A 16,056-nucleotide genomic window follows, 5' to 3' on the forward strand; every position below is an offset into this window, starting at 1 on the left:
AATGCTTAGATGCGAAATATGCCATAAACCTTTAAAGGAGTGCTGCGACCTCTTCCACGAGGCCGAGGACGAAAACGGAAATAGCGTCGTGATCTGTTACGAATGCGCGGAGGAGCATAAGATCCCCTTCGAAGATGAGAAAGATAATTTATAAACCGGCGCCTTAATTATTTTGCGCGGCGGTAACGGGCGGAGAGGCGAATCATCTATTTCGTGCGGTCCGCCCTGTTTATCCGCCACAGGCGCCGCAAACGTCACGAAGCCGCCCCGGGGCCCAACCTAAGATAGGTTCGGTTGCCGGGGCGGCACAGTTATGTCTATAATCAGCGGAATTTATACGCTGTAAAGCAGCTCTCCGTATGTCGGATAGGGCCAGTATTTTTCTCCGACGAAGCGTTCGATCTCGTCCGCCGCGGAACGCAGCTCACCCATCACCGGCAGGACCTTGTCTCGGTAATAGAGGGCGGCCTCATTCGCGCTCCCGCACGCTTCCGCCTCCGTCAGGATTTCCTCGAGCCTGTTGATATTCACATAGAGCGAATCGGTCAGTGTGCGCAGGTGCTTGAGCATATTGATCTCCATCGCGCAGTCCAGCTCGGGGCAGGCCGTCTTGACCGCCACCGCCGTCTCGCTGAGGCGCTTGAGATAGGTGTAAGCGGCGGGGATGATGTCCTTCCGCACCATCTCGGCCATCGTCAGGGCCTCTATCCTGATCACCTTGCAGTAATTCTCAAGATGTACCTCGCAGCGCGAACGCATCTCTACCTCCGTGAAGACCTTATGCTTGGTAAAGAGCGCAACGTTCTTTGCGTCGACATAATGCGGCATGGCGTCGGGGGTCGTCCGGTAGTTGGAAAGGCCGCGGCGCGCCGCCTCCTCAAGCCAGGCGTCCTCGTAGCCGTTGCCGTTGAAGATGATGCGCTTATGTTCGGATATCGTCTTCCTGATAAGGCCGTTGAGCGTCTCTTTAAAATCACCGCCCCCCTCCAGGGCGTCGGCGAACTGCTCAAGTTCCTCGGCGACGATCGTGTTGAGCACAATGTTCGGCCCCGCGATGGACTGGCTTGAGCCGAGCATACGAAACTCAAACTTATTGCCCGTAAAGGCGAAGGGAGAGGTCCGGTTGCGGTCGGTGGTATCCTTGCGGAAGAGCGGCAGCGTGTCCACGCCGATCTCCATATGGCTCGCGACCCGGTCCTTATAGGCGGTACCCTTCTCTATCGACTCCAGGATATCCATCAATTCCTCGCCGATAAACATCGAGATGACCGCAGGCGGCGCTTCGTTCGCGCCGAGCCGGTGGTCGTTGCCCGCCGTCGCAACGACTGCGCGGAGCATATCCTGATATTCGTCCACGCCCTTTATCACCGCGCAGAGAAAGAGAAGGAACTGGGCGTTCTCCGAAGGTGTCCTGCCGGGATCGAGCAGGTTAAGGCCGTTGTCCGTCGCGAGCGACCAGTTGATATGCTTACCGGAGCCGTTGACCTCGGCAAAGGGCTTTTCATGCAGGAGGCAGACGAGCCCGTGGCGGTCGGCAACCTTTTTCATCAGCTCCATCGTCAGCTGGTTATGGTCACAGCTCATATTGGTGTTGGTAAATATCGGCGCCAGCTCATGCTGCGCGGGAGCAACCTCGTTGTGCTCGGTCTTCGCCAAGATGCCGAGCTTCCAGAGCTCCTCGTCGAGATCGGCCATAAACTCCATCACGCGCGGGCGTATCGCTCCGAAATAGTGGTCGTCCAGCTCCTGTCCCTTCGGCGGCTTGGCGCCGAAGAGCGTGCGCCCCGTAAAGCGCAGGTCCTTGCGTTTTTTATAAAGCTCTTTGTCGACGAGAAAATATTCCTGTTCCGGCCCCACCGTAGTGGTGACGCGGGTGACGTCGTTGTTGCCGAAGAGCCGCAAAATGCGCAGAGCCTGAACGTTGATGACGTCCATCGAGCGCAGGAGCGGAGTCTTCTTGTCAAGCACCTCGCCGCCGTAAGAGCAGAAGACGGTGGGGATGCAGAGGGTGTTCTCCTTTATAAAGGCGTATGACGTTGGGTCCCAGGCGGTATAGCCCCGCGCCTCGAAGGTGGCGCGCAGGCCGCCGGAGGGAAATGAGGAGGCGTCCGGCTCGCCCTTTATCAGCTCCTTGCCGGAAAATTCCATTATCACCCTACCGTTGTCGAGCGGCGAAATGAAGCTGTCGTGCTTCTCCGCCGTTATCCCCGTCATCGGCTGGAACCAGTGGGTGAAATGCGTCGCGCCCTTCTCCACCGCCCAGTCCTTCATCGCGTTGGCGACGACGTTGGCGATATCGCGCGCGACCGGCTTTCCCTCGCTGACAGACTTCTTGAACGCCTTGAAGGTCTCCTTAGGGAGGCGCTGCTTCATCGTAAAGTCGTTAAATACCATCGTGCCGAATATCTCTTCTACCTTTGCCATCATAACCACTCCTTTTCAAAGGACTTTCTCCTTAACGCGGACATAATAGCTTTATTTACAGTAAATGTCAATATTTAAGCAGATATTTAGGTAATTTTTATGCTTAATTTTATATATAATCTGCATATAATATATATTTTCTCAAAATAAGCATAGAGTAGTTAGACCTTAAGCAGCTTTGTTATATCGCTGGGCTTCCTTCCGTTGAAGTATGTATAGGGCGGGAACCGCCGTCAGGTCACGGAAACGGCAAAAGCCCCGCCTGAGCGTCAAATGCTCAGGCGGGGCTTTTGTAAACGCTAGATGCGGGGAAGCTAGCCTATTCCCCCGGCTCGCGTATCTTGGCCGCGTTTAGTGCGAATCCGGGGTAAATTTACTCATATCTACGACCTTTATCTTTATACCGTCAACGGTTTTCTCTTTCACAGGGGCATTTCCCTTCACTGTAGTACCAGTCGCGGTATCGTACTTGGTAATCGAAACCAACGTCCCGTTACTTAAACCGCTGATATTCTGCGTTGTCCAGGAAATAGAATAATTGTAATTACCCTCATTATCCGTCTTTAAGCTCGTCCGCTGCACCTGCCAAGGGTAGCTGCTCAAATCGATGCCTGTGACGCGGCTGAGATATTCCACAAAATACTTTCCGTAGTTAAGTCCGGTAGAATCCAGCGTTGCGTTGATGTCATCCTTAAGGTTCGACACGTAGTTAAAGTATGATTTTAAGTCAGTTACGTACTTATCGCCTATCTTGATTTTTACGATCTCTTCCTTGTTCAGAAGATGGCTTAGCTGCACAAACAGAGTGTCGTCCAGAGTATCGCTGTGCACTGTACAGGCCACCGTAACACGCGAGGTGTCCGTAATATCCGGCAGGGCGAATACCACCACGCCGTGAGAGGGACATACGCCGCTTATCGAATAGAAGGTCGGCGACGAAGATTTTTTTTCGCCCTTCGTCTGGTCCTTTAATACATCATCCATTATGGGCTCAAAATTAGTTAAAGCTCCCTCTGCCCTTCTTATACCGTATTCTTTTTGAAGTATCTTCCTGTTGTTGAGGCAGGCGGTCTCCTCCGCCTTATCGGTGGCGCTGCCGCTTGAAATCATCATCAGTCCGGCAAGTATACCTATCACGATTACCACAATCAGAACCTCCACTAAGGTGAAAGCCCCGCTCTTTCCAGTCGGCATTTTACCCCCTCCTTGTTACCCCAAAAGCAAGTCATTCTCTTACTTTTTATTATACAACTGCCGCGCGGATTTTCCATCGCCGTCTCAATAAAAAACACTCCGCGTCACGCATATCCACTCGCGGCGGCAGCCGGTCCCCGAAAAGAAACGGCGCCCGCCGGAGCGGACGCCGTTTCTTTTCGATAGGGGGGTGAGAAGACAGCTGTTTTATATCTTTCCGACAAGGTCGAGGCCGGGTTTCAGCGTTTCTTTGCCGGGGGTCCACTTCGCCGGGCAGACGCGGTCGCCGTACTGGGCGACGAACTGAAGGGCCAAAATCTTTCTGAAGAGTTCGTCCGCGTTACGGCCGACGTTGCCCGCGTTCACCTCGTAGGCGCATATCCTGCCCTCTGGGTTAACGATAAATGTTCCGCGCTCCGCGATTCCCTTATCCTCGATCATCACGTCAAAGTCGCGCGCGAGTTTCCCGGTGGGGTCCGCAAGCATCGGAAATTTTATCGCCTTGATCGTATCGGAGGCGTCCTGCCATGCTTTGTGGACAAAATGGGTATCACAGGAGACGGAATAGACCTCGCAGCCTACCTCTTTAAGCTCCTCGTATTTGTCGGCAAGGTCTTTAAGCTCCGTAGGGCAGACGAAGGTGAAGTCCGCCGGATAGAAAAAGAAAACCGACCATTTGCCGAGAATGTCGGCCTTTGACACTGTCTTGAATTCAAAATCATGATAGGCGTCTACTGTAAAGTCACTGACTTCTTTTCCGATAAGAGACATCTTTAGATCCTCCTGAATTTTTATTTTATGTTAGCCTTAACTAACTGGACTAAATTTATCATTATTGAGAGGATTTGTCAATAACTTAAAATAGTTATTTTTTATTTCTTTGAATGCTCATCAAAAATTATATACTATGTGCCTCGGCCACTTATCGAATCTTGAACAGGCACAGCCCCGGAGGCCGATAAATTATTGTACTTTTGCCGCCGCTTGCGATAAACTGATATCCGTCTCGTCCATCATATGTGATACGCTATTTAATCGGAGGCTGATAGCGATGCGGCCGTCAGTAAGAAGAGATAAGCTGTTACCTGTTATATTTATAATGCTGCAGAGCGTCATCTACGGCTTCGGAAATCCGCTGACAAAGATTGCCTATTACAGCATCACGCCGCTGTGGTGTCTTACGCTGCGCTTCTCGCTCGCATTCGTGCTCTTCGCCGCCCTCTTCGGCAAAGAGGCCTGCCAACGACTGCGCGGCGTGAGGGCGTCGGACTACCTTCCCGCCGGGATCAGCGCGGCGTTGGTCTTTATCCTCAATAATATCGCCCTCAACATGACCAGCGCTACCAACGTCGGCTTTATCATGTCGCTGCCGGTGGTGATCGCGCCGATAATGGCCGTCCCGATCTTAAAGCGCCGCTATGATATCCGCCACCTGCCGGTACAGCTTGGCGCGCTGGCCGGCATCTATCTGCTATGCTGCCGCGGCGGCGGGCTGCGGTTGAACGCAGGCGACCTGATCGTCCTGCTCTCCACCGTCTGCTGGGCCGCTTCGCTGGCTTACAGCGAACGCTCTCTCACAAATATCGACGCCGCTTCGGTCACGCTGGTCCAGATAACGACTACGGCGCTGCTGAGCTTCGCCTGCGCCGTCATCTTTGAACGGAACGCCTCTCTATCCGCCGTCAAACCGGCGGCGTGGATGGTGGTCGTCTATCTGGCCGTCACCTGCAGCTGCCTCGGCTTCATGCTGCAAAACCTCGCGCTGCGCCGCACCTCCTCCGCCGCCGTCGCCCTGCTGCAGACTATGCAGCCGATAATGACGACCGCCGCCGCCTGGATGCTGCTCGGCGAAAGGCTGGATCTCGTCGGGATGGCCGGCGCCGCCGTCATAATCATCTGCATCGTGGCGGAGGTCTATGTGAGCGGCAAAACCGCGTAAAGTAAAAGATAAGAGAGAAAGAGACCGGGCCTCCAGGGGTACGCTGAGGCCCGGTCTCCGTTTAACTATAAACTAAAACGCCTCTTTATAGAGGGCGAGGATATCTTCCTTCGTCGCCCTGCGCGGGTTGCCGGGGGTGCAGACGTCGGCGAAGGCTGATTCCGTGAGCGCCTCCAGGTCGGCCTCTTTCACGTTAAGCTCGGAAAGCTTTTGCGGAATGTGGACGTCCATTGAGAGCTGGCGCACAGCGTTGACGGCGGCTTTGCGGTACTCGGCGGGGCTCATCTTGTCGACTCCCGCGACGCCGAAAACTCTCGCGATCTCGCGGTATTTCTCGCCGGTATAGTCGGCGTTATATTCCATGATATAGGGCAGCAGCAGGGCGTTCGCTACACCGTGCGGCATGTCATAGAAGGCTCCGAGCGGATGGGCCATGCCGTGGACCAGGCCGAGACCGACATTTGAGTAAGCCATGCCCGTCACATACTGTCCGAGCGCCATGTTCTCCCTGGCCTGACGGCAGCCGTCGTTGACGGCGGCGCGCAGATTGTCTGCTATGAGCTGGATCGACTTAAGGCTGAACATATCCGAAAGTTCCCACGCCCCGGGCGTTATATATCCCTCTATCGCGTGGGTGAGGGCGTCCATACCGGTGGCGGCGGCAAGGCCCTTCGGCATCGAACTCATCATATCGGAGTCCACAACCGCAATCTGCGGGATGTCATGCGGATCGACACAGACAAACTTACGCCGCTTTTCCTCGTCGGTGATGACATAGTTGATCGTCGTCTCCGCGGCGGTACCGGCGGTCGTCGGCACCGCGAAGGTCGGCACCGCGGGGTGTTTCGTCGGGGCTACGCCTTCGAGCGAACGAACGTCGGCATATTCTGGGTTGTTGACGATGATACCCGTCCCCTTCGCGGTATCCATTGAGGAGCCGCCGCCGATGGCGATCATGTAGTCGGCGCCCGCGGCCTTAAAGGCGGCCACGCAGTCCTGCACGTTTTTTATCGTCGGGTTCTGCTTGAGGCTGTCGAATACCGCATAGGCAAGTCCGGCCTCTTCTAGAACGTCAAATACTTTCTTCGCCACGCCAAATTTGATAAGGTCCTTATCCGTTACGATGAGCGCCTTTTTAAATCCGCGGCGCGCCACCTCTTCAGGGATGTTTTTGATCGCGCCCGCGCCAAAATACGCCGTTCCATTCCAGACCATACGGTTTGCCATCTTTTACGTCTCTCCTTTTAACCTTTTATTGTTTTATATCCCCATATTTATCGGAGATTACGGCCCGCGGCCTTTCGGCCTCCTCCTCCGTCTCCCACGGAAGTTTGTCGCCCGGTTCTTTCAGGTAGTTGAGTATCTGCCATATTCCCTCGCCGGTGTAGGAGCTGACGTGGAAGATCGGACGGCATCCCGCCAGATCAAGCCAGTTGTGCGCCCGTTCCACATGGGCCCCCTCGTGATCGGTCTGCGTGACGATCCCGATGACCGGACGGTTGCAGCAGGCCGTCACGCAGGGCGGATAGAGGGAATATTCTTCCGTGGCGCTCAGCAGCAGCCCTACGACGTCGGCCTCGTAGGTATAGAGGGCGAGCGCCTTTGACAGCGTGCTGTTTTCGGCATACTCGCCGGGAGTGTCGATGACGACGTCATAGTGGTTGATATACTGCGTCTTATGATACTTGATAACATTGCCGCGGAGCGCCTGTATTAAGGTAGTTTTACCACATTCGCTGCGCCCCATCAATATCAGTTTTTTCATGTGCGCGTTATTTCGCAGATCGTGAAGCCCAGCTTGTTTTTAAGGTACGTTAATATGCTGTTCACTGCCGACTGCACATTCGATATCTTTCCCGTAAATATGCAGGTCCCGCTGAAACGGTCGATGAAACCGATCTCTATCGCGGATGTCTTGATAGCGATGTCGCCTGCAATAACAGAAATTTCCGATGGGGTCATGCTCAATATGGCGATGGCCGACTGCCTGTAGTCGAGATCAGGGTTGAGCCCCAGCTTTTTGTAGATGATCTCGTCCGGACTGGCGATGATGTGGGCTAAGGTAACCTGTTTGCCGGGCACCATCTCCTGAACGAGGCGCAGTTTGCCGGAATCTATTCTGCCAAAATCGCTCAGATCCATCTTTTACACTCCGTTTCTCTTACAGCTAAAGTCCCAGTACCTTCTTTATCTCCGATATCTCGGCTCCCATTATCTCTTTGTCTCCGATAACGGTCACCGGAGCGCTGATGTAGCCGTGCGACTCCATGAAGTGCTGGGCCTCTTTGTTCGAGGGGATGCTGACCTCCTCAAATTCTATACCGCGCGCCTTGAGGAAATCCATGACCATGCGGCAGAAACCGCATTCGGGCATCGTATAGATGACGACTTTGCCGTCCTTTTCCTCCTCAGCCGCGGCTTCGGCCTCCTGCTCCTTGATGGCCGCCGCGTCATAGAAGCACTGGGAACACTCTTCGGGTTCCGGCTCCGGTTTCGTCTCATAGTAACACTGAGAGCAGTCGGCGTCCTCCTCCATCTTCTTATCCGCCGCGTTTGGCTCGTAGAAGCACTGCGGGCATTCTTCTTTTTCTTCTTTTTTCTTATGTGCCGGTGTGTAATGGCACTGCGGGCAATCCTGGGCCATTTTCATGCCTCCTTTCAACAATTTGAAAGCAGCTTCTCCACAAATTCCGGATGCGGCGACGAGATGACGCAGCTGCCGGTGATCTCGCCGCTCTCCTTCAGCTGGTTCAGGCAGGAATTCATCGCCGACTTCACCGCGGAGAGCTCGCCTGTGAAGACAAGGAATCCCTTACCCCCCAGACCTCTCGCTATCCTTATCTCCATGAGCCTTATATTCGAGGCCTTCGCCGCTATGTCTCCCGCCATGACGGCCGTGAGGGCCGATATCGTTTCTATAACGCCGACGGAGAGTATCTTATCTACCTCGGAGGTGCCGGTGATCGCCGCCGGAATTGACTCATGTACATTGTTTATTATATAACTTGAAACGATGGATGAATCAGCCAACTGGACGCCGGTCTCCATAGAACTCTTTACTGCGCCGACATTCCCGTATACGGCGATCATATACTTACCGGGGCATATCGGCGTAGAGATAAGCGCCTTTACGTCGGCGGCCTTGAGCATCTCGTCCGTGGCAAGCATACCGACAGGGATACTCTTTACCTCCAGTAGTCCAATTGAATTTATCATTTAAAGACCTTCTTAAACTTAAAGTTTTTACTGAACTACCGCAAGCCTGATGAGATTCACCAGTATCGTCATGATGAATATCGTCACCGCCGGCGGGTCTATGTGCGAATCATTGTAGCTGTTGAAGGCGTTGGCCGCGAAGTCTCCGCAAAGGCTGCTAAGGATGCCTATAAGCACTCCGAGGATCGCTCCGCAGGGGCCCCAGGCCGCCATTCCCGCCAGCGCTCCGATGGCCGAGGGAAGGGTTATGTGGTGCGTCGTGGGGATCGCGAAACCGGTCTGCGCAAAGATGAGCGATATCGCGGAGAAACCGAAGCAGGCTACGGGATATACTCCAAGCGCCGCCGCGGGCACGCCGGCATTCATCATCGAAGCTGCCACATAGCTAACCGCGATGCCCACCACGGCGCCGAGCATCACGTTATAGACGAATCCCTTGCCGCCCGTTATCCAGACCCTTGGCTCGCTGCCGGTATATTTTCCCATAAGGCCGGTCTTGCCGAAGGCCAGCCTCGCGATGCAGCCAGAGATCGCGACGGTCATCGCTACGGCGTCCGTGAGAGGTCCGAGGGGGGTCATCATAAGAATATTGAAGATAACGAAACCAATGACGCCAAAGAGTCCTCCCACGCAGATCACGTCAGCCTCGCCAAGCCCGTTGAGCGACGTCAGTATGTCGTTGCCCGCCTTGAGCTTGCCTCTGCTGCCCGCGTACGCCGCGGCCGCCACTCCGCCGGCAAACGCCACATGGGGCCCCATAAATGAACCGAACGACATGAATCCTACGCCGATGTCCGCGCCGCCGCCGGCCGCTACCAGAGCTCCGGCCAGGGCAATGCAGCCCGTCATAATAAACGCGGGAAGCGCGCCGAGCAGCGCGCCGAAAGCTCCGCCGCCAAAAGCCGCTACTAAAGCAAACATATCCATAATATTGCCTCCTCTATATTTGTTATAGCTGGTTCTCAGTATGGATCATTACAAAAATCTCCGTAACGGCTTTCACCGTGCCGGATATGGACGCATGAAGGTTGGTGCCGAGTTTACCCTGCGGCGCCCGCGCAATGAGGCCGCCGCGTATTACCTGGTCGTTTACCTTTACCACCGGCTCCGAGGCAGCGCCCGCGCCCTGCCGGAGCGGCAGCGTAACCTCGGTGAAGCTGTGATCGCCGTATTCCATCGGCGCTGGTCTGTCGTACTGTGAGAGGCCCAGCTGGCGGATGAGTTTTCCGACAGGATAGCGTTTATATTCCCGAAAGCTGTCGCACCGCTCAGGAGCCAGATGCAGGCTGTTCTTCACGCCGCTGCGCATGAGGGTATTTTTGATGGAGGCGTTGAACTTCCACGGCTGGAGCCCCATCACGCAGGCGTATTCGCAGAGGCGGCAGCCACAGCAGAGATAGGCGTTCATCGGGCTCTGCTTTTCGTCGCAGACGCTGCCATAGGCCGCGATACGCATCATCTTATGCGGTTCGATGCGATGCCCAAGGAGGCGGCGGGGACAGACCTCAGTGCAGAGGGAACACTGCATGCAGGCGATCGACGCGTCGCGGATGCTTTTGTCTAGGGGCTTTTTCAGGCTCGTCAGAAGGCTGTGTTCCACAGGCAGGACGATCAGCCCCTTAGTAGTCTTCGTTACCCAGCTCTTGGGAGAGACGGTCACGCCCATCATCGGACCGCCGTTGACCACGACGTAGTCGGATACGGTTGCGCCGCCCGCAAGTTCGACAGCCTCTCTCACCGTGATGCCAAGCGGCACCCGCACGCTCTTCGGGTTATGCACCGCGCCGGTGACCGTGAGGTATTTATCCGTCACCGGCGTGCCGTTCTCGTAAGCGGCAAGGATGTTGAGCGCCGTCTCAACGTTGACGACGATTACGCCGACGTTAAGAGGGATGCCGCCCTCGGGGACGATCTTTCCCGTCACCTCATAGACGATCACCTGCTCGTCGCCCGCGGGATAAAAACCTCCGAGAAGATGGAGCGAGAGCTTTGGATGTTTGGGAAGCTCGCAGGAGAGGGCCGCCGCCGCGCCGTGGTAGTGCTCCTTCAGGGCTACGACGCCGCGCGCGGCTCCCGAGCTCTCGACGATGAGGTCAAGGGCCGTCAGCAGTCCCGCCGCCTCCCTCTCCATCAGCTGCTGGTCCACGCGAAGCAGCGGCTCGCATTCCGCGCCGTTGATGATTACGGTGCCGGCCTGGGCCCCCAGCTTGACGTGGGTCGGAAAGCCGGCGCCGCCGGCTCCCACTATCCCCGCCTCTAAAACTGAACTTATCAGTTTATCGTTCATAACTATTTCATCCTAACGGATGTCCATGCCTCCGACCAGTACGCACCTTCTCCTGCGCGCGAAGGTCTTAGCCGATGTAAGTCCCTCTCCCGTGGGGCCGGCGATCGTGAAGGTCGTATGGCCCATGCCGCCGACGCCGATACCGGCGTACGAGGGGCCGTTTTTGACAAAAATCGTCGTCTGAATTAGCTTGGCCATTTTTGTAAGACTGTCAACGTTCCGCGAGTGCATCATCGCAGTGTGGCGGTTGCCGTGTTCGACGCGCACCGCCATCGCAATGGCCTCGTTGACATCGTCAACACGCACAATGGGAAGAATGGGCATCATCAGCTCAACCTGCACGAAGGGATGCTCCTCCTTGGCCTCCATGATAATGACCCGTGTGTCCTCCGGCGCTTCGACGCCGGCCTTTTCGAGAATGTACTTCGCGCTCTTGCCGACAAATTCCGTCTTCGGAGATTTCCCTTCCTTTGTGACAAGTCCGACAAGACGTTCGATCACCGCGGGGTCCTTCACCTCGAAGGCGCCGTTTTTCTTCATATTGAAGATAAGGTAATCGGCCGCTGAATCGACGACGATGACCTCCTTCTCAGCGATGCATGGAAGGTTGTTGTCGAACGCGCAGCCGTCGACGATGTCCTTGGCCGCCTTTTCAATGTTCGCGCTCTCGTCGACGACCGCGGGAGGATTCCCCGCGCCCGCGCCGATCGCCTTCTTTCCGCTGGAGAGGACGGTCTTGACAATCGCCGGCCCGCCGGTGGCAACAAGCATCCTCACCTTCGGATGGGCCATCATAAGGTTAGTGTTCTCGATCGAAGGCTCGGAAATGGTGACGATAAGGTTCGCCGGCGCGCCAGCCGCGGCGAGTGCCCTGTTCAGTTCGCTTACTAGCCAGAGCGAGACCTTTTTCGCCCTTGGATGGGGGCTGAAAACGACCGTATTACCGGCGGCGAGCATCCCTATTGAATTGCATATGATCGTCTCCGTGGGGTTGGTCGTCGGGGTGATCGCGCCGATGACGCCAAAGGGCGAATACTCAACGATCGTCAGACCGTCGTCACCCGTCAGGGCTTCAGTCGTAAGATCCTCGATGCCGGGCGATTTCGTCGCCGCTAAGCGGTTCTTGACGAGCTTGTGCTCATAATTTCCCATGCCAGTCTCCTCTATCGTGGAGCGCGACATAAATTTCAGGTTCTCTTCGTTAAGCACGGTTTCGCGGACGGCCTCGACGAAGCGGGCCCTGTCGGCCATTGAGCAGTCGAGGTATCTGCGCTGCGCCGCCGCGGCCGCCTCGATGGCGTCGTTCATGTCGGCGAATATTCCGCAGTTGTCGGCGGCGTTATTCTCGCTTTCGTCGATCTTCCGCATGACTCCCTTTACTATACCCTCAATAAGAGCGGCGTCTATGTTCATTGGTCAATACCCCCAATTCTGTAGTTCATCGCGCACAGCGCTATCTCCATATCTTCTTCAACCGTGCCGCCGGAAACGCCGATGGCCCCGACGACGCGGCCGTCGTATTTATAAGGAAACCCTCCGCCGAAGATGACTATTCTGTTTTTATTCGTGTTCTGCACCCCGTAGAGGAACTTCCCGGGCTGCGATACCTCGCCGAGCTCATGGGTAGCCATTTTCAGGGAGGCCGCCGTGTAGGCCTTGTTGAGCGCGATATCGATGCTGGCGAGCAGGGAGTCTTCCATTCTGTGCAGCAACACCGGATGGCCGCCCATATCCACCGCGGCGAATACGATGGGTACCCCCATCTCCTTCGCCCTTTTTTCCGCCGCCGCGGCCATACGCTTCATATTTTCCAGAGTGAAGGGCGCGTCGGTATTATTCACCGCCGTCCGCAGCTCTTCTTTTACCATTTTTTCCACCTTCGCGCGGAGCTCGCACTCCGCCGCGACGGTCTCTTCATAGCGCGCAAGCGCGTAGACGGCGTCCGAAAGGCGGTTTACGTAACGTATGATCTCTTCGCGGAAGAATCTCTTTCCCGGCTGCAGCGCTTCATTGCACCTCGTCATCGCGCGCTCGGCGCGTCTGACGATGGTGCGGGCCACATGGAGCGCCGCCGAGGCGGGGTTCACTCCCGGGATAACGAAAGAGCGCTGTACGCCGGCAACTTCCGTGCACCTGTCGACAACATTCTCGAGAAACTTGATGTCGGCCTCGCCGATCAGGTCTCTGAGTTTTTCCAAACCCTTCTCATCGCTCGCGAGCTCCGCTCCAAGCGCAAAGAGGCGTCCCTGTATCGCGTGTACGGTCTCTCTCACGTAATCAAGTTTGCTCTGGGAATAGGCCAGCCCCAGCATCGAACCGGCCTCGTCGATCGTCCCGTAGCATTCCACCCGGCCGTCCGCTTTGCTGACGCGGCTGCCGCCGACGAGGCTCGTCGTTCCCTTATCGCCCGTCTTAGTGTAAAGGTTCGCCATCTTTAGCCCACCTCTACAGTGTCGACGATACCGACGATGGCCTTATCCACGGGAGCGTTTTCGCTGAACACGCGCCGCGCGGAGCTGCCCTCGAGGACCAGCACAAGTTCGCCCGTACCGGCCCCGACCGAGTCCACCGCCACCTCGCATTTGCCTTCGCATTCGAGATATTCGTTGACCCTTTCAACTATCAGCAGCTTCATTCCGATCAGAGCCGCGTTTTTGCTGGTGGAAACGACCGTTCCGATAACTCTTGCCAGATACATGGCTACACCTCTTTTTCTATCCTGACGCCGCGCTGGAAGGCCGCGTCGTAGGCAAGCTGCGTCACAAGCGCATTTTTTGAGACCCTCAGCAGCGAACCAGCGGGAAGCGAGACGACCTCTCTTCTGCCGATCACCCTTTTTACGCTGAAAAAGTCTTCCACACTCGCCCGCGGAGCCGCCTCTGGAGCCTGCGGTTCGATGAGCTTGATCGTCTTGAAGGCCAGCGTATCGCAGCCGCAGAGCGCCGCGCCAAAATCCCTCAGTGTTTCGAGGTTGGCCGAGAGCTTAGCCTTAAGGGCCGGCGTCATGTTATAGCCCTTCGCGGCCCGCTCGGCGTTTTCCGGACAGCAGCCGTCCCTGGCGATGACGACGTTTTTGCCGCGCATCATGGAATTCGATATTATCCGCGCGGCCGGCGTGTCGGCAATACAGGCGGCGATCTTCGCCGCCGTGTTCACCGTCAGCGCAGGCACGATCACCGTGTAATAGAGCGCGGCCAGCAATTCGGGCGCGCAGTCCAGCTGCTCCTCCTGGTAAAACGCGCCAGGGGCCAGAACTGTGCGCAGCGTATCCACATTAAGCAGCTTCGATGCGCTCTTTGAGAGAAAAAGGTCAAAGGTGAAACCCGCCTGCTGAAGCTGCTGCAGGCTGACGAGCGCGGGGACGAACCCGATCAGCGAGCCGGTGTAAACGACGAGCGCCTTCTTCTGGACGCTTATCAGCTTTTTCACGACCCGGCGCACCACCTCGGCGACCAGAGCCTCTTCGGCGTTTTCAAGCAGTTTTTCTTCTCTCACAGTATCACCCGCCTTTATGCGTTCATCGCTATCCCGAGCGGCGTCACCAGCAGCGGGGCCGCCGGTTTCACCGTGGGGATGCCGATCCGTTTTTCAAAAATTCCTTCAAATTCCTTAAAACAGCAGGCTCCGCCGACGACATAGATCGTCTCCACCTGATGTCCCCTTATGGCTCCCGCCACGATCGAGGCCATCTTTTCGACGACGGGCTTGATGACCGGAAATACGCTGGACTCCTGGGCGGGGTCCTTCTTGAGGCATTCGGCCTCTTCGGTCGTCGTCCGGTGGAAGCCTGCGAGCACCAGCGTCATGTGCGTTCCGCCGGTCGGTTCGTCGGCGGTTAGCACGACCTCGCCATTCCGGATGACGCTGATGCCCGTCGTGCCTCCGCCGACGTCCACCACCGCGCCCTCTTTTATTCCCAGCACGGTGGCGGCCGCCGTCGGTTCGTCGATTATCGCCGTAAGCTCGAAATCAGCCGCCTCCACCACGTTGCCGATGGCCTTGGTGTTGCCCGGTGATATCCCGGGAGGGATTGCGCAGGCCGCTTTGGTCAGCCGGACTCCGAGCTTCTCCTCAAGTCTCGCCTTCATTGAGCGCACGATCCGGATGGCTCCCACGTAATCAACCACGATGCCGTCGCGTACTACGCATGACGGCGTGCTGACGCCGGCCACCGGACGGCCCGCGGAATCAGTGACGGATACGAGGATGTTCGCCGTGCCAAGGTCCACTCCGACCTTGAGCTCGCCCTTCCACGGATTTACCGCTTCCTCTTCCACAAGACGCGCAAATTCACGCAGCGTCTCATTGGGGATCGTGAGGTCCGCCGCCATCACTGCCGGGCCCGCCCTACTATCCTGACAAGGTCGCCGTTTTTAGCGCCGACGGCGTTTGCCTCGTCCGTGTCAATGTGCATCTCCAGCGCGTATTTGTCGCTGACGCGCAGCAGAACGTTGTGTAATACCGCCGAACGCTCCGGCGAACCCACCTCTACGTCCACGATCTCTTTGTCCTTAAAGCCGTAAAAGGCGGCCTCCTTATCAGACATATGGATATGTCTAAGGGCGGCGATGACGCTGCCATCTTTCATGACGGAGCCGCGCGGGCCGATTATCTCGATCCCCGGCGTACCGGCGATTTTACCCGATTCGCGTACCGGCGGTCTGAGCCCCAGCGTGAAACCGTCTGAAAGCGATATTTCGACCTGCGTCTCGGGGCGCAGAGGACCGAGCACGCGGACTTTGTCGATCTGCCCCTTCGGACCCCTGATGGTTACGGTCTCCTCCGAGGCATACTGCCCCGGCTGTCCGAGATCTTTTTTATGCGTCAGCTCGCAGCCTTTGCCGAAGAGGGCGTCCATATCCCCACGGTCAAGATGTATGTGGCGGTTTGAGACGCCCAAGGGTATTCCCGGCCCCTTTGCAAGTTCCTCCAAAACCAGCCGCGTGACCAGTTTTATCAGATTTTCTCTGCTTTCTGCGTTCTCGGCTGCCATAAC

The 16,056-nt window shown here is 56.5% G+C and carries 18 protein-coding genes; 2 read left to right on the top strand and 16 right to left on the bottom strand.

What is annotated here, in order from left to right; translation table 11 throughout:
* Position 1: 1 nt before the first annotated feature.
* The gene (locus LIO98_RS03340) at positions 2–154 is read left to right on the top strand and encodes a hypothetical protein (protein WP_291953342.1); all 153 of its coding nucleotides are present in this window, start codon (positions 2–4) and stop codon (positions 152–154) included.
* A gap of 179 nt (positions 155–333) precedes the next feature.
* Here the strand turns inward: LIO98_RS03340 and LIO98_RS03345 are convergent, their stop codons facing one another.
* From LIO98_RS03345 to ahpC, 3 genes are all read right to left on the bottom strand, one after another.
* Positions 334–2,424 carry a glutamine synthetase III gene (locus LIO98_RS03345; protein WP_291953344.1) on the bottom strand — a complete coding sequence of 697 codons (2,091 nt, stop codon included), beginning with the start codon at positions 2,422–2,424 and terminating at the stop codon, positions 334–336.
* 351 nt (positions 2,425–2,775) lie between these two features.
* Entirely contained in the window at positions 2,776–3,618 is an 843-nt protein-coding gene (locus LIO98_RS03350; RefSeq protein WP_291953346.1) for a prepilin-type N-terminal cleavage/methylation domain-containing protein, read from the bottom strand.
* A 207-nt stretch (positions 3,619–3,825) separates the two neighbouring features.
* The gene (gene ahpC, locus LIO98_RS03355) at positions 3,826–4,389 is read right to left on the bottom strand and encodes an alkyl hydroperoxide reductase subunit C (protein ID WP_291953348.1); all 564 of its coding nucleotides are present in this window, start codon (positions 4,387–4,389) and stop codon (positions 3,826–3,828) included.
* A 280-nt stretch (positions 4,390–4,669) separates the two neighbouring features.
* Here ahpC and LIO98_RS03360 point away from each other — a divergent pair, with 280 nt between their 5' ends.
* Positions 4,670–5,557, top strand: coding sequence for a DMT family transporter (locus tag LIO98_RS03360; protein WP_291953350.1), 888 nt, complete (start codon positions 4,670–4,672; stop codon positions 5,555–5,557).
* Positions 5,558–5,629: 72 nt separating this feature from the next.
* Here LIO98_RS03360 and fucO read toward each other — a convergent pair whose 3' ends face one another.
* The 13 genes from fucO to LIO98_RS03425 are packed head-to-tail and all read right to left on the bottom strand — an operon-like array spanning position 5,630 to position 16,053.
* Complete coding sequence (fucO, locus tag LIO98_RS03365; RefSeq protein WP_291953352.1) at positions 5,630–6,784, bottom strand: lactaldehyde reductase; 1,155 nt, start codon at positions 6,782–6,784, stop codon at positions 5,630–5,632.
* A 25-nt stretch (positions 6,785–6,809) separates the two neighbouring features.
* Positions 6,810–7,322, bottom strand: coding sequence for a EutP/PduV family microcompartment system protein (locus tag LIO98_RS03370; protein WP_066745004.1), 513 nt, complete (start codon positions 7,320–7,322; stop codon positions 6,810–6,812).
* Positions 7,319–7,699, bottom strand: a complete 381-nt coding sequence (locus tag LIO98_RS03375; RefSeq protein ID WP_066745006.1) for a BMC domain-containing protein — start codon at positions 7,697–7,699, stop codon at positions 7,319–7,321. The genes LIO98_RS03370 and LIO98_RS03375 overlap by 4 nt, the downstream gene beginning before the upstream one ends.
* A 25-nt stretch (positions 7,700–7,724) precedes the next feature.
* On the bottom strand, positions 7,725–8,201 hold the full coding sequence (locus tag LIO98_RS03380; protein ID WP_291953356.1) for a glutaredoxin family protein: 477 nt from the start codon (positions 8,199–8,201) through the stop codon (positions 7,725–7,727).
* A gap of 14 nt (positions 8,202–8,215) precedes the next feature.
* A complete protein-coding gene (locus tag LIO98_RS03385) occupies positions 8,216–8,773 on the bottom strand; it encodes a BMC domain-containing protein (RefSeq protein WP_291953358.1) in 558 nt (185 codons plus the stop codon).
* 27 nt (positions 8,774–8,800) lie between these two features.
* Complete coding sequence (locus tag LIO98_RS03390) at positions 8,801–9,700, bottom strand: hypothetical protein (protein WP_291953361.1); 900 nt, start codon at positions 9,698–9,700, stop codon at positions 8,801–8,803.
* 22 nt (positions 9,701–9,722) lie between these two features.
* Complete coding sequence (locus tag LIO98_RS03395) at positions 9,723–11,060, bottom strand: 4Fe-4S dicluster domain-containing protein (protein WP_291953363.1); 1,338 nt, start codon at positions 11,058–11,060, stop codon at positions 9,723–9,725.
* Positions 11,061–11,072: 12 nt separating this feature from the next.
* Positions 11,073–12,473 (bottom strand): aldehyde dehydrogenase family protein, encoded by a 1,401-nt coding sequence (locus LIO98_RS03400; protein WP_291953365.1) that lies wholly within the window; start codon positions 12,471–12,473, stop codon positions 11,073–11,075.
* The gene (locus tag LIO98_RS03405) at positions 12,470–13,492 is read right to left on the bottom strand and encodes a cob(I)yrinic acid a,c-diamide adenosyltransferase (RefSeq protein ID WP_291953367.1); all 1,023 of its coding nucleotides are present in this window, start codon (positions 13,490–13,492) and stop codon (positions 12,470–12,472) included. The genes LIO98_RS03400 and LIO98_RS03405 overlap by 4 nt, the downstream gene beginning before the upstream one ends.
* A 2-nt stretch (positions 13,493–13,494) precedes the next feature.
* The gene (locus LIO98_RS03410; RefSeq protein ID WP_291953370.1) at positions 13,495–13,758 is read right to left on the bottom strand and encodes a EutN/CcmL family microcompartment protein; all 264 of its coding nucleotides are present in this window, start codon (positions 13,756–13,758) and stop codon (positions 13,495–13,497) included.
* Positions 13,759–13,760: 2 nt separating this feature from the next.
* Positions 13,761–14,555, bottom strand: a complete 795-nt coding sequence (locus LIO98_RS03415) for a flavoprotein (RefSeq protein WP_291953372.1) — start codon at positions 14,553–14,555, stop codon at positions 13,761–13,763.
* A 14-nt stretch (positions 14,556–14,569) separates the two neighbouring features.
* Entirely contained in the window at positions 14,570–15,391 is an 822-nt protein-coding gene (eutJ, locus tag LIO98_RS03420) for an ethanolamine utilization protein EutJ (protein ID WP_291953397.1), read from the bottom strand.
* On the bottom strand, positions 15,391–16,053 hold the full coding sequence (locus tag LIO98_RS03425) for a phosphate propanoyltransferase (RefSeq protein WP_291953374.1): 663 nt from the start codon (positions 16,051–16,053) through the stop codon (positions 15,391–15,393). Before LIO98_RS03425 ends, eutJ begins: the two co-directional genes overlap by 1 nt.
* Positions 16,054–16,056 lie beyond the last annotated feature (3 nt).

Origin of the sequence: Cloacibacillus sp. (genome assembly GCF_020860125.1) — a bacterium.
GTDB lineage: Bacteria > Synergistota > Synergistia > Synergistales > Synergistaceae > Cloacibacillus.

Coding starts and splice junctions, on each gene's coding strand:
- LIO98_RS03390 (WP_291953361.1), bottom strand. CDS start 9,700: ATGGATATGTTTGCTTTAGTAGCGGCTTTTGGCGGCGGAGCTTTCGGC.
- LIO98_RS03370 (WP_066745004.1), bottom strand. CDS start 7,322: ATGAAAAAACTGATATTGATGGGGCGCAGCGAATGTGGTAAAACTACC.
- LIO98_RS03395 (WP_291953363.1), bottom strand. CDS start 11,060: ATGAACGATAAACTGATAAGTTCAGTTTTAGAGGCGGGGATAGTGGGA.
- LIO98_RS03400 (WP_291953365.1), bottom strand. CDS start 12,473: ATGAACATAGACGCCGCTCTTATTGAGGGTATAGTAAAGGGAGTCATG.
- LIO98_RS03405 (WP_291953367.1), bottom strand. CDS start 13,492: ATGGCGAACCTTTACACTAAGACGGGCGATAAGGGAACGACGAGCCTC.
- fucO (WP_291953352.1), bottom strand. CDS start 6,784: ATGGCAAACCGTATGGTCTGGAATGGAACGGCGTATTTTGGCGCGGGC.
- LIO98_RS03380 (WP_291953356.1), bottom strand. CDS start 8,201: ATGGCCCAGGATTGCCCGCAGTGCCATTACACACCGGCACATAAGAAA.
- ahpC (WP_291953348.1), bottom strand. CDS start 4,389: ATGTCTCTTATCGGAAAAGAAGTCAGTGACTTTACAGTAGACGCCTAT.
- eutJ (WP_291953397.1), bottom strand. CDS start 15,391: ATGGCGGCGGACCTCACGATCCCCAATGAGACGCTGCGTGAATTTGCG.
- LIO98_RS03385 (WP_291953358.1), bottom strand. CDS start 8,773: ATGATAAATTCAATTGGACTACTGGAGGTAAAGAGTATCCCTGTCGGT.
- LIO98_RS03360 (WP_291953350.1), top strand. CDS start 4,670: ATGCGGCCGTCAGTAAGAAGAGATAAGCTGTTACCTGTTATATTTATA.
- LIO98_RS03375 (WP_066745006.1), bottom strand. CDS start 7,699: ATGGATCTGAGCGATTTTGGCAGAATAGATTCCGGCAAACTGCGCCTC.
- LIO98_RS03410 (WP_291953370.1), bottom strand. CDS start 13,758: ATGTATCTGGCAAGAGTTATCGGAACGGTCGTTTCCACCAGCAAAAAC.
- LIO98_RS03425 (WP_291953374.1), bottom strand. CDS start 16,053: ATGGCAGCCGAGAACGCAGAAAGCAGAGAAAATCTGATAAAACTGGTC.
- LIO98_RS03340 (WP_291953342.1), top strand. CDS start 2: ATGCTTAGATGCGAAATATGCCATAAACCTTTAAAGGAGTGCTGCGAC.
- LIO98_RS03345 (WP_291953344.1), bottom strand. CDS start 2,424: ATGGCAAAGGTAGAAGAGATATTCGGCACGATGGTATTTAACGACTTT.
- LIO98_RS03350 (WP_291953346.1), bottom strand. CDS start 3,618: ATGCCGACTGGAAAGAGCGGGGCTTTCACCTTAGTGGAGGTTCTGATT.